This window comes from Tepidanaerobacter sp. EBM-38 (assembly GCA_001896545.1).
In the GTDB taxonomy this organism is placed as follows: Bacteria; Bacillota; Thermosediminibacteria; order Thermosediminibacterales; family Tepidanaerobacteraceae; genus Tepidanaerobacter.
Genome location: MPOT01000027.1, coordinates 94,888 through 107,953 on the forward strand (window position 1 = coordinate 94,888; position 13,066 = coordinate 107,953).

Annotated in this window: 13 protein-coding genes and 1 riboswitch; of the genes, 11 read left to right on the forward strand and 2 right to left on the reverse strand. The window is 38.9% G+C overall.

Going from position 1 to position 13,066, the window contains the following annotated elements; genetic code table 11:
• The first annotated feature begins 105 nt into the window (after positions 1–105).
• From BUC45_RS03110 to BUC45_RS03140, 7 genes are all read left to right on the forward strand, one after another.
• Positions 106–573, forward strand: a complete 468-nt coding sequence (locus BUC45_RS03110) for an RDD family protein (protein ID WP_296970223.1) — start codon at positions 106–108, stop codon at positions 571–573.
• A gap of 49 nt (positions 574–622) precedes the next feature.
• Entirely contained in the window at positions 623–1,450 is an 828-nt protein-coding gene (locus BUC45_RS03115) for a Cof-type HAD-IIB family hydrolase (protein WP_296970225.1), read from the forward strand.
• 1 nt (position 1,451) lies between these two features.
• Complete coding sequence (locus BUC45_RS03120) at positions 1,452–2,087, forward strand: cyclase family protein (protein ID WP_296970227.1); 636 nt, start codon at positions 1,452–1,454, stop codon at positions 2,085–2,087.
• Positions 2,088–2,284: 197 nt separating this feature from the next.
• Positions 2,285–3,460, forward strand: coding sequence for a M20 family metallopeptidase (locus BUC45_RS03125; protein WP_296970229.1), 1,176 nt, complete (start codon positions 2,285–2,287; stop codon positions 3,458–3,460).
• 53 nt (positions 3,461–3,513) lie between these two features.
• Complete coding sequence (hflX, locus tag BUC45_RS03130; RefSeq protein WP_296970231.1) at positions 3,514–4,755, forward strand: GTPase HflX; 1,242 nt, start codon at positions 3,514–3,516, stop codon at positions 4,753–4,755.
• Between the two features lie 100 nt (positions 4,756–4,855).
• Positions 4,856–5,037, forward strand: a riboswitch (cobalamin riboswitch).
• Between the two features lie 102 nt (positions 5,038–5,139).
• On the forward strand, positions 5,140–6,975 hold the full coding sequence (locus BUC45_RS03135) for a ribonucleoside triphosphate reductase (RefSeq protein WP_296970233.1): 1,836 nt from the start codon (positions 5,140–5,142) through the stop codon (positions 6,973–6,975).
• On the forward strand, positions 6,969–7,661 hold the full coding sequence (locus tag BUC45_RS03140; RefSeq protein ID WP_296970234.1) for an anaerobic ribonucleoside-triphosphate reductase activating protein: 693 nt from the start codon (positions 6,969–6,971) through the stop codon (positions 7,659–7,661). The genes BUC45_RS03135 and BUC45_RS03140 overlap by 7 nt, the downstream gene beginning before the upstream one ends.
• A gap of 24 nt (positions 7,662–7,685) precedes the next feature.
• Here BUC45_RS03140 and BUC45_RS03145 read toward each other — a convergent pair whose 3' ends face one another.
• Entirely contained in the window at positions 7,686–8,009 is a 324-nt protein-coding gene (locus BUC45_RS03145) for a hypothetical protein (RefSeq protein ID WP_296970236.1), read from the reverse strand.
• Positions 8,002–9,414 (reverse strand): [FeFe] hydrogenase H-cluster radical SAM maturase HydG, encoded by a 1,413-nt coding sequence (gene hydG / locus BUC45_RS03150; RefSeq protein ID WP_296970238.1) that lies wholly within the window; start codon positions 9,412–9,414, stop codon positions 8,002–8,004. Before hydG ends, BUC45_RS03145 begins: the two co-directional genes overlap by 8 nt.
• A 441-nt stretch (positions 9,415–9,855) precedes the next feature.
• Here hydG and BUC45_RS03155 point away from each other — a divergent pair, with 441 nt between their 5' ends.
• The 4 genes from BUC45_RS03155 to BUC45_RS03170 all read left to right on the forward strand — a co-directional run bounded on the left by BUC45_RS03155 (position 9,856) and on the right by BUC45_RS03170 (position 13,021).
• Positions 9,856–9,993 carry a hypothetical protein gene (locus BUC45_RS03155; RefSeq protein WP_296970239.1) on the forward strand — a complete coding sequence of 46 codons (138 nt, stop codon included), beginning with the start codon at positions 9,856–9,858 and terminating at the stop codon, positions 9,991–9,993.
• Positions 9,990–10,430 carry a hypothetical protein gene (locus BUC45_RS03160; RefSeq protein WP_296970240.1) on the forward strand — a complete coding sequence of 147 codons (441 nt, stop codon included), beginning with the start codon at positions 9,990–9,992 and terminating at the stop codon, positions 10,428–10,430. Before BUC45_RS03155 ends, BUC45_RS03160 begins: the two co-directional genes overlap by 4 nt.
• A gap of 202 nt (positions 10,431–10,632) precedes the next feature.
• Entirely contained in the window at positions 10,633–12,363 is a 1,731-nt protein-coding gene (gene ggt / locus BUC45_RS03165; protein WP_296970241.1) for a gamma-glutamyltransferase, read from the forward strand.
• A 22-nt stretch (positions 12,364–12,385) separates the two neighbouring features.
• A complete protein-coding gene (locus tag BUC45_RS03170) occupies positions 12,386–13,021 on the forward strand; it encodes a DUF6305 family protein (protein ID WP_296970242.1) in 636 nt (211 codons plus the stop codon).
• Positions 13,022–13,066: the final 45 nt, after the last annotated feature.

Consider the following 13,066-nt stretch of genomic DNA (forward strand, 5'->3'; position numbering starts at 1 on the left):
TGGAGATCTGCAAATACAAAACGAAATACAGCAACGCGTGAAAAATATTCATGCAAATTTTACAATGGTTTACAAAAATATTTTAAAGTAAGGGGGGCAAGTGATATGCAGTATAAAAAGGCGGATTTATTCAAAAGGTTTCTTGCGGCATTGATTGACGGCATTATTGCGAGCTTACTTATCTATATTCCGATATTGGGAGCAATTGTGAGCACGGTTTACCTTCTGACAAAGGATGCCATAGCCTTTGAAATAACAAAAAATGCAGATTTTAAAAATCGTAGTATCGGTAAAAAGATTATGGGACTTGAAGTTGTTTCTCTGGAAGGTAAAGACATAGATTGGACAATATCTGTAAAGAGGAACTTACCTATTGCTATAGGCAGTGCTTTTGGCATAGTACCTATTTTAGGATGGATAATCGGCAGTATAGTTGGATTAGTTTTGATGGTAGTTGAAATTGTATTGGCAGTAACAGATAATGACGGTAGAAGACTGGGCGATAGATGGGCAAATACCCAAGTAGCAGAAAGCCAGGATTTGAAAGAAAAAGATGATGTAATAGATATTTAACTTAACACATTGTATACATAAATATACTAGAAGGATTGAGTGTAAGTAAATGGCGAATGAATATAAATGGATTGTATGCGACTTAGATGGAACACTGCTAAATGCTGCCGGAGAAATAACCGATGAAAATCGAAAAGCTATTGAGATTCTAAAAGCAAAGGGCAAAGAGGTTATTATAGCAACCGGCAGGCATGACCTTATTGCAAACAAATACCTTTACGAACTGGACTTGGCAACTCCTATAATAGCTTGTAACGGTGCATTGATAAAGGATGTTCTAACAGGTGAAATTTTGTATATGAAAACAATGGAGCCGGATATTGCCGCAAAGCTTGTAGACTATTGCAAAGACAACCGTTTGGACTATTTAGTATATACTCCTGAGGGCATTTATTACAGCGAAAACTCAAAACGCATAAATTTAGTTAGAGAATACAATATGAGCGTAAAAAAGGAACTACAAGCCCAAAGCTATAGCGTTAAGGATTTAGATATTTCCAATCAGGATATAATTAAAGTTTTGATAAACGACCAAGATAAACATATTTTGGAAAGGTTAAATAAAGATATAAACACAGACAACAGCTTGGCTATCGTAAGTTCCGGAAGGGGTCTAATCGATATTATGAGTTGGGGCGTGTCAAAAGGCAACGCACTTATAACTCTATCTAAGCATCTTGATATCGATTTCGAAGAAATTGTGGTTTTCGGTGATAACCACAATGATATAAGCATGTTCGAAGTAGCCGGTCTGTCCATTGCTGTGGATAATGCAGAAGAAGAACTGAAGAAAGTGGCAGATTATGTAACACTGTCGAATGATATGTCAGGAGTAGGCTATGCCATATATAAATATGTGTTAAATAAGGAGGGTTAATATGAAGATAGTTGATTTATCACAGAGTTATAAAGTTGGTATGCCTTTATTTCCTGGGACAGCTCCTATTTCTATTAAGCAAATTGCCCAGATAGATGAGGGGGGTTTTAGGGTTACAGATTTTCATGCCGGTGTCCATGTTGGGACACACTGTGATGCGCCTGCTCACTGCATAAAGGGAGCAAAAACATTGGACGAGATTCCCTTGGATACTTTTGTAGGCTATGCGGTGATTGTAGATGCTCAGGTAGATTGCAAAAAGGCAATCGAGGCGGATGTATTAAAAGGCTGTGATATCAAACCCGGCGACATAGTGCTTATAAGAACCGGATATTCCAAATACTGGGGCAACCCCAAATATATTGAGGATTCACCTTATCTTTCAGAGGAACTGGCACAGGCTTTAGTAAAACTGAATATAAAAGCACTTGGAATTGACTTTATTTCACCTGATCCTGTAGAAAGCACAACCGCACCTGTGCATAAAATCCTTATGGGAAGCGGCATACCTATAATAGAAAATCTTAACCGGCTTGATGAAATAGATGTGCAAAGAGTATTCTTTTCTGCTGCCCCACTGCTTATAGATAAATCCGATGGTGGCTTTACGCGTGCATATGCCATATTGGAGAAATAAGCGGTTTCCACTTACTTAGCTATTAGCAAGGCAAAGGCAATTGTGATTTAAATGCAGAACTCTTATTATGTAAAGGTGAATGTGACAATAAATGATTGCATTTTAGAATAACATGTCTTGCTTGATGCTACGGCATGTCAAATTTGCTAACATAACTTTCTGCACTGAAATCAATTATTACTAGAGGAGAATTCGTAATGGATTATCTAAAAAGAGCAATGGAAATCAAGGAAGAAATAATTGCAAATCGCAGGTATCTGCATCAAATTCCGGAACTAGGAATGGAGCTTCCCAAGACTAGTGGTTTTGTGGTTGAAAAGCTAAGAGAAATGGGTTATGAACCTAAACTAATAAGCGGTTATGGAGTAACAGCCACTGTCGGCAAAAAAACAGACGGCAAAGTAATACTGCTGAGAGCTGATATGGATGCACTGCCCATGGAAGAAGAAAGCGGCCTGCCTTTTGCAGCTAAGGGGAAATGTGCACATACATGTGGACATGACTTGCATACGGCTATGCTGCTTGCTGCTGCAAAGATGCTAAAGGAATCCGAAGAAGAACTTGAAGGTATCGTCAAGCTTGTTTTCCAGCCTGGCGAAGAAACACTTGAAGGTGCGAAAGCTTTAATAGCGGATGGAATCCTGGAAAATCCGAAAGTAGATGCAGCTATGGCAGCACATGTCATACCGCTTTTGCCCACAGGATTTATAGGTTACAATAAAGGGGTAGTAGCTGCATCTGCCGATTATTTTATAATCACACTCCATGGCTTAGGAAGCCACGGTGCATGCCCTCAGCTTTCAATTGATCCAATTAACATGGGGGTCCATCTACACCTTGCACTTCAGGAACTGATAAGCCGTGAAGCAAATCCTGAGGAAATGGTTGTTTTAACAGTAGGCAAATTTCAGTCCGGAGCAGCAGGAAATGTAATTCCCGAAAAGGCTGTTTTAGAAGGAACTCTTAGGACATTTAACGAAGAAGTAAGAAGCTATATGCTAAAGAGAATACAAGAGGTAACGGATGGAGTAGCTTCTACTTTCCGCGGCAGTGCAGAGATTAAATATAAAGGTTCTGTATGTTCACTCAATATAGATTCCAAGATGGCTGATATAATAGGTGAAGCCTTAAAAGAGATGCTTGGTGAAAAGGGCGTAGCCCAAGTTGACCAACGTATGAGCGGTTCGGAGGATTTTGCCGAAATTGCTGCTAAAGTTCCCTCCATGTTCTTTATAATAGGTACCGGCAGTGCTGAGGAAGGATATTGCTATGGCGGGCATCATCCCAAGGTGATTTTCAATGAGGATTGTCTGCCAATTGGAGCAGCAGCATATGCTCAAGGTGCGGCAAGATGGCTGGAGAGAGCAAAGTAATCTGCATTTCTTTGTCAAGAAGACATATGTAACAAAATACAAGAGGTGTTGCAATGATTTCAACTTCAGATAAAAGCACAAAAGCACTGCTTTTAAGTATGTGCAATGATATATCTGATGAAGACTCCTTTCAGGAACTAAAACTTTTAGCCCAAACCGCAGGAGTGGAGGTAGTTGGGGAGGCAGTACAAAAAAGAAATAAAATAGATCCTGCTTACTATGTAGGCAGAGGCAAAGCAGAAGAAGTAGCACAAGCAGTAAAAGCTCTTGGGGCAAATGCCATTATCTGCGATGATGAGCTTTCTCCGGTTCAAATTAGAAATCTGGAAGATCTCACAGGTGTTCAGATAATCGACAGAACCATGCTTATACTTGATATATTTGCTCAAAGAGCCAAGACCTCCGAAGGCAAGATTCAAGTGGAACTTGCACAACTTCAATATATGATGCCAAGGCTTACGGGAAAAGGTATAGAGCTTTCCCAAGAAGGCGGTGGAATTGGTACTCGTGGACCGGGTGAAACCAAGCTGGAAACCGATAGGCGCCATATTCGCCGTAGAATTCATCATCTAAAAGAGGAGCTTAAAAATGTACAAAAAAGTCGCAAGATTATCATCCAGTCCCGCAGCTATCCTGTAATAAGCCTTGTGGGTTATACAAATGCGGGTAAATCTACTTTGATGAATGCCTTAACAGATGCCGATGTAAAAACAGGAGACAGGCTTTTTGAAACACTTGATACCACCACTCGCGGTCTTGTTCTCCCTGACGGGCGAAAAGTACTCTTATCAGATACAGTAGGATTTATACGCAAGCTTCCTCACCACCTTGTGGAAGCCTTTCAAGCTACATTGGAAGAAGTAAAAGAAGCAGATCTTTTAATTCATGTGGCTGACGGTTCAAGCCCTACAATAGACGAAGATATTTCCGTAGTAAATTCAGTCTTAAAAGAACTAGGCGCAGAACAAACACCTATAATAATTGCCATAAATAAAATAGACATAAGCGGGGATGCAAGTGTTTTTATCGAGGGATATAACAAAGATGATACCATAGGAATTTCTGCATTGACAGGCAAAAACCTAGATAAGCTTTTAGAGGCGATATGCCGTATACTTCCCTCCAATCGCCGCAAGGCTGAGCTTTTTATACCCTATGATAGCGGTTTGGCTGTGGATGAAATCCATAAAAACGGTCTGATTAATGAAATTGAATATAAGGACGATGGAGTAAAGATAAAAGGTGAAATTGATATTGCCATATTGAAAAAATACGAAAAGTATCTTGTTAACTAAAGAAATACAGAATTTCCAAGATAAGCTTCATTTATAATAGTGCAAGAGCATTGACACAATATATAGTATGCGTTACAATATAACTATCCATATGTTGATAAGTTAATATTTAAGCACAGGTGCCGATATAATATTTCGGTTAAAAGGGAAGCAGGTAAAAATCCTGCACGGTCCCGCCGCTGTGTTGGTGAGATGCTGTAAATTTGCCACTGAGTTTTTCGGGAAGGCCTACAGTATCTATGAACCTAAGTCAGAAGACCTGCCTGTGTCAAACACCTTACTCTACGGTCGATAGGGGGCAGGATATGAAATTTATATTCTATGGTTTTTTATAACCTCTTGACTACTTGTCGAGAGGATTAATTTTTTTGTGGAGGAATATTTATGATTACTCAAATAATAAAATGCGATGAAGGCAATGCGCTCATCGAAGCCACAGTTGAAATGTTTTCAGATTACCTGGGCAACCGAGATTGGCATGTAGAGGAAAATGCCAATACCGGAAGAAGCGTAAATGGCCTTAATAATTATGTGCGAGAAGTATTTACGAAAAAATACTGGCTCTATGAAGTATACCCTCCAGATGTGAGATTTGCTCATGAATCCGGCGATATACACCTTCATGACCTGGGGTTTTTTGGCCCTTACTGTGCTGGTTGGGATTTAAGGCAACTTTTAATGGAAGGTTTTGGGGGTGTTAAAGGAAAAGTAGAAAGTCGGCCGGCAAGGCATCTTCGCTCTTTTCTCGGCCAGATTGTAAATTCAACCTTTACAACTCAAGGTGAAGCGGCAGGAGCTCAAGCATGGTCCAGCTTTGATACATATTGCGCTCCCTTTATTCGATACGACGGCCTTTCATATGCCCAAGTCAAACAATGTCTTCAAGAATTTGTATTCAATTTAAATGTTCCCACGCGAGTCGGCTTTCAATGTCCCTTTTCAAATCTTACCTTTGATATCAAAGTGCCGAGAGGCCTAAGGAATCACCCGGTTATTATCGGCGGACAAGCTATGAGACAGGTTTATGGTGATTTTCAGGAAGAAATGGATATATTCAACAGGGCCTTCTGCGAAGTTATGCTAGAGGGTGATGCAAGAGGCAGAGTATTCACCTTTCCCATCCCCACAATCAACATCACCTGGGATTTTGACTGGGAAAACCCGGTAGTTGACGATTTTATGAAAATTACTTGCAAATATGGCATACCTTATTTTGCAAATTTCATAAATTCGGACCTTTCACCGGAAGATGCGATATCGATGTGCTGCAGACTGCGGCTTGATACTTCGGAAATAAGAAAAAGAGGCGGTGGCCTTTTCGGTAGTAATCCTATGACCGGTTCTATCGGTGTTGTCACAATAAATCTACCCAGGATAGGCTATCTTTCCCGAACAAAAGACGAATTTTTTAAGCGATTGGAACAGATGGCGGAACTAGCTAAAATTTCCCTGGAAATAAAGCGAAAAGTCATCGAACAGCAATCTGAGGCAAACTTATATCCCTATTCGACATATTATCTGCGTCATATCAAAGAGAGGACTGGCGAGTACTGGTACAATCATTTTAGCACCATCGGAATCATCGGGATGAACGAAGCACTGGAAAATTTTGTAGGTGCTGGGATAGCTGCCAAGGGAGGGCTGCAGTTTGCATTAGATGTTATGCACTTTTTACGGGAAAAGCTCGTTGATTTTCAAAAAGAAACCGGTCATTTTTACAACCTTGAGGCTACACCGGCCGAAGGAGCTTCTTACCGTTTGGCGATGCTGGATACAAAAAAATATCCGTTTATTACAACAGCAGGCAAGGATGTCCCTTATTATACAAATTCAACTCAGCTCCCGGCAGATTACACAGATGATATTTTTGAAGTTATGGAGCTGCAGGATGAACTGCAAGCCTTATACACCGGCGGCACCGTTTGCCATGTTTACTTAGGCGAGTGCATAGAAGACATATCGTTATGTAAAAACATTATACGCAAGATCTTCACCCATTATAAAATACCTTATATATCCATAACTCCCACCTTCAGCATTTGTCCCGACCATGGATATCTTCGAGGGGAACAAACTATATGCCCTAAGTGCGGCAAAGAAACTGAGGTATGGACGAGAGTTACCGGATACCTCAGACCTGTAAAGAACTTTAATAAAGGTAAGCAGGAAGAGTATGCTAATCGCAAGATGTTTAAACTTGGGGAACATCAATTATGCTGATAGGCGGGCTGCATAAGTGTTCAACAGTAGATTATCCGGGTTTGCTGGCATCTGTAGTATTTACATGCGGCTGTAATATGAACTGTATTTACTGCCACAACCGACAGCTTATTTCAAAAGACTCAGATTTCCTATATGAAGAAAATGAAATAATTGAGTTTCTTCAAAAAAGAAATGGCTTGATAGATGCGGTGGTTATAAGCGGAGGCGAGCCTACATTGCAAGAGGACCTCGTAGATTTTGCCCAAAAAATCAAAGATTTGGGTTTTAAGCTTAAGCTTGATACAAATGGCACAAGGCCCGAAGTGCTCAATCAGCTTATTGAAAACAATTTACTTGATTTTATAGCCATGGATATCAAAGCTCCGCCTAAAAAATATCGAGCAATATGCAAAGGCTCAGTATCTTGCGATTCTATTTCAAAGAGCATGCAACTTATCAAACAAAGTGGCATTGATTATGAATTTAGAACTACCGCCTGGCCGACGCTTTACGAAGATGATTATGTCCAAATTTTAGAATGGATTTTTCGAGCTAAAAGGTACGTAATCCAGCGTTGCAGAACAAAAGACAATCAGCCTATGCAAAACCCTTGTTTTGAAGATGCTCGGGCTATATCGTCCTTTTCAATAAAAGCTAAAGAATATGTTGAAATATTTAAAGCCAGGGGCTTTCAATTTACATAGAGAGCTCCTGGCTTTCTCATGAATTTATTGGTGTTGGATGGTGGTGATTATCCTGAAAAGGTCTGTCAAGACCGCCTTTTCCTCCTCTTGCTTAAAAGTAAAGTTTTGTAAAAATGCTGCGTAACCATCCTGATATTCGATTCTTTGAGGCTCAATGAAGGAGTCTACTCCTGCCCCTGCAATAAAGGACCATCTTTTGCCAAAACTTTTTGTAAACCATAACTTAGTATTTGGATAAAATGCTGTTATGATTTTAGAGGATTTTTCAAGGGCGGATTTTAGGTCCTCAGCATCCAGTGCCTCTGTAAGGCAAGATACTATCATATCTTTAAATTTATCATCAAACATATACATCACGTTGACCTTGCTCAATCAGCTTTAGTTTATCCTCAACATACTTTCTTCTTGCAGGGCTTTCCTTTTCAAAGGCCTCGAGCTGTTTTTGTATGGCTGCCTCGCCAACTGCACGTGTTTCTTCGGAAGCATAATCCAAAAGATATTCCTTGAAGGTCAGCACAGCATTTGGCATACAGTAGTTATGAACAAAGCCGGGTTTGGCAAGCGACATAAAGTGATCGCCAGTTCTGCCTGCCCTATATCCTGCTGTACAGAAGGATGGAATACACCCAAAGCTGCAAATTTCACGGACAACTTCATCAAGTGACCTTATATCTCCCAAATGAAACTGCTCTTTCTCGGGGATATAACCTTTTGCGGCTTCGGCATAGCCGCCGATGCCTATTCTTGAGCCGGCATCAATCTGCGATACCCCAAGCGGTATAACTTCTTTCCTTACTTGGGGGCTTTCTCTGGCGGTTAAAATCATTCCGGTGTAAGGCACCGAAAGCCGGATTATGGCTACGAGTTTCTTGAAGTCGTCATCAGATACCCTATATTTTGTCTGCTGTACAAATGGCGTATCTAAAGCCGGTTCAAGCCTTGGAAAAGAAATAGTGTGAGGACCGACGCCTCCAAAGGTTTCTTCAAGATGAATAGTATGATATAAAAGGCCCATTACCTCAAACTTCCAGTCATACAGACCAAAGAGCGCGCCAATTCCCACATCATCTATTCCGGCTTCAAGTGCCCTGTCAAGTCCATAGAGCCGCCACTGATAGTCGCTCTTCATATCTCCCTTCGGATGTATCTTCGCATATGTTTCATGGTGATAAGTTTCCTGAAAGATTTGAAATGTGCCGATTCCGGCCTCCTTAAGCTTTCGATAACCTTCCACATCCATAGGGGCGGCATTGATATTTACTCTGCGAATTTCACCATTTCCCGTTTTTGTCTCATACGTTGTCTTGATGGTTTTAACTATAAAGTCGGCATCATACATGGGATGTTCACCGTAAACAAGTATAAGCCTTTTTTGCCCACTGTTTTCAAGGGCGATAACCTCATCTCTTAGTTCATCCATTGTCAATGTTTTCCTGACGATAGACTTGTTGTCACGTCTAAACCCGCAGTATAGGCAGTTATTGATGCAATTATTGCCGATATACAAGGGGGCAAAGAATACTATCCTGTTGCCATAAACATCTTCCTTTATCTGCCTTGCCAGTGAGAACATTTCTTCCAGCAAATCCTCATCCTCGATTTGCAAAAGCTTTGCCGTCTCTTCCGGCTCCAGGCGATTTTTTTCCTTAGATTTGGCAAAAATCTCCCTGATTTCCGACTTTTCTGCGCCCTTTCCCTCCTCCAACTGCCTGATAATCTTTTCATCATCAATAAAATCTTGTGTTTTGGACATCAAAAAACCTCCTAATTTTAATATTTATGGAGGCTAAAACACATATAACATATAGATTTTAACCTCCTCAATCCCGGAACGCATCCAAGATTTTAGAATATAAGCTAATGCAACCTTAAGGTCAGTAACTACTTCTCTCTTGGTGTATTGCATTTCTTTGTACATTTTATCACTATCTCAATGAATTTACAATATCAAAACCTTTTTCCATAAATCGAATTTTCATAAAGATTATGTTGGCAGAAGTCCATAGTAATAGTAAAATAGTATCTAGAGATGAACATACATTACATAATTCGGTAAATCCAAGTTTATAAAAGCAAGAAATGTTACCGATATAGAATTGTAGGCAATCTGTTCTTCTACCTTAAAGAAGAAATTACGCAATTTGTTCAACAGACCCTTGACTTTCTATGCAAAAAAGATATTGAGCTAGCTATTTTGGCATGCAATACTGCCACAGCAGCATTGGATATTGTTGTAGAAGGCAAATATGACTTTCCAGTCCTAGGAATAATAAAGCCTGGAGCTAAAGAAGCATTAAAGGCGACGAAAAATAAAAAATCGGTGTCATTGTGACAGTCTTCACTATAGAAAGTGGTGCATATCAAAATGCTTTAAAGGATTTAGATAAAGATGTGGAAGTCATGGGTCAAGCCTGCCCACCTTTTTATGACTTGGTAGTATCAGGAAAAATTTCGGGGCCTGAAGTGGAAGAAATTGTTCGTAAATATATATCAGTTTTCGACGATAGCGATAGTAATACACTTGTGTTAGGATGCACCCATTATCCAGTATTACTTCCGGTGATAAAAAAGTTTATCTCCCCAGATGTTACCATAGTAGACCCTGCTGTAGAAGTAGTAGTCCAAGCTAAATCTCACTTGAAACTAGACAAAAAAGAAGAAGCTACATATAAATTCTATACTAGTGGGAGTGTAGAGAATTTTATAAAAATAGGGGAAAATATCCTTGGAAGCCCTATGAAAAATGTAGAAGAAGTGCATTGGGAATAAAAGTTTTTCGCAAATCCCATAATACATTTTTAGTATTATGGGATTCTTGGATAAATATCTATTTATAAATGGATATTTATCCAAGAAAACTTTATAAATTATTGAAAGAGATTTTAGTAAAGAGAAATAAGAGAAAAAATAGGGATTAATATATTATTCGAGAAATATATAAATAAACAAGACTATTGAAGGGGGAACCATTATGTCAAAAAGAAAATTATTGTCAATTATTATTTTGTTAGTATTTGTTACAACATTAGTAGGTTGTGGCAATACAGCAAAACCTCCAGTGGAAGAAAATAAAGTTGAAAAAAAAGTTGAAAAGAGTATTGATTTGAACAGGGATGCTATAGGAGAAAATGGGGTTGTATCTGCGGCAAAACCTGAAGCATCCGAGGTCGGTGTAGAGATATTAAAAAAAGGTGGTAATGCTATAGATGCTGCAGTTGCTACAGCTTTTGCTATTGGAGTAGTAGAACCCAATGCCTCGGGCCTCGGTGGAGGAGGATTTATGCTTATAAGATATGCTGATACGGGTGAGGAAGTATTTTTAGATTTTAGAGAAGTAGCTCCTAAAAATGCTACACCTGGTATGTATGAATTAGATGAAAATGGAAGACCAATTAACGAGGCATCTACCTTAGGAGGTAAATCCGTAGCAGTCCCAGGTGAAATTGCAGGTCTGCTTATGGCTCTCGAAAAGTATGGGACTATGACTAGGGAAGAAGTGTTGCAGCCAGCAATTGATCTTGCGGAAAATGGTTTTGTTGTGTCTAAAAACTTTTCAAGAATTATGGGTGAAAATATTGGTAGAATTAATAGTTTTGAGGCTACGAAAGAAATATATTTAAAAAATGGCCTGCCCTATGAAGAGGGAGATATATTTACAAACAAAGATTTGGCAAATACCTTAAAAAAGATAGCCAAGGAAGGCAAAGATGCCTTTTACAAAGGGGAAATAGCAAAAGCTATAGTTGATGAAGTTCAAAGAACCGGTGGAATAATGACACTAGAAGACCTTGAAAACTATGAAGTAAAGGTAAGAAAACCTGTAAAGGGAACATATCGCGGATATGAGATAGTTTCAGTTCCCCCATCTAGTTCTGGTGGAACTCATTTAGTTCAATTATTAAATATTTTGGAGAATTTCAATCTTAGAGATTTAGGTCATAATACTACGGATTCTATTCACGTTTGGTCTGAGGCTATAAAACTTATGTTTGCTGATCGTGATAAGTATATGGCTGATACTGATTTTGTAGATGTTCCATTAACAGGATTAATATCCAAAGACTATGCTAAAGAATTATATAAAAAGATAGATATGAATAAATCAGCTCAAGATGTAAAAGCAGGTAATCCTTACAAATATGAAAGTGGAAGTACAACACACTTTTCAGTTATGGATAAAGAAGGCAATATGGTCGCAGTAACACAAACCATAAACTATTATTTTGGATCTGGTGTGACGGTACCTGGAACTGGTATTTTACTAAATAATCAAATGGACGATTTTGAAGTGAAGCCAGGTTGTTCTAATTCCATCGAGCCAGGTAAAAGACCTTTGAGCAGTATGACTCCAACTTTAGTAATAAAGGACGGGAAACCTTTTATGACTTTAGGATCTCCGGGAGCGACAAGAATTATAACAACAGTAGCTCAGGTGATCAGTAATATAATAGATTATGATATGGATATTCAAGAGGCCATAAATGTTCCTAGAATGTATGACAGACGGGGAGAACTAAAGTTAGAAGGTAGATTTGATAAAAAAACAGTTGAAGAACTTGAGTCAAGAGGACACTATGTTGAAGTTAGTGATAAAGATTATGATGGTGATTTTGGTGCAGTTCAGGGAGTAATGTTTGATAAATCCGGCAAATTACATGGTGGAGCAGACCCTAGGCTAGACGGAAAAGCAGCAGCATATTAACAAATTGTTGGGAGGAGATTTAATGAATAGGATATGTAAAAAACTTTTATTAATTACTATTTCAATACTACTAGTTATTTCTGTAACAGCTTGTGGATCAAAAGAATCAAATCAGCCGGCAGGAGATAACGATTCCAGTAACAATTCACAAGAAATGTCCCAAGTAGTAGGGCTTGAAGGACCAATTGCTAAACAGCCTGCTCTTCTTACATCTATAGGTCAAAGTGCTGATGTAGAAATGGTAAAAGCTTTAATGGATAATGCTGGAATACAGTATAATTTAGATAAATTAGTAAAATCAGATGAAATTGGTAATGAGAAAACGCTAGTTTTAGCAGTAGGAGGAAGTTCTAAGGGTTTAGGAGCAGCAGGAATTAATGCAGATGATGAATTGAAAAGATTGGAAGCATTACTTGACGCAGCTAAGGATAAAAATATGACTATTATAGTAGTTCATGTAGGCGGTGAAAACCGTAGGGGAGATTTATCCGATAAATTTATAGTTCCAGCAGCTAAAAAGGCTGATTATATTATTGTAGTTGAAGAAGGAAACAAAGACGGATTGTTTACTAAAATAGCATCGGAAAATAAAATTCCATTAGATTCAGTAACAAATATAGCTGATGTTCTCGAACCTTTGAAGAATGCATTTGAATAATAATTTATTGGAAAGCAGGAGATGGCATCTCCTGCTTTCTAAAAG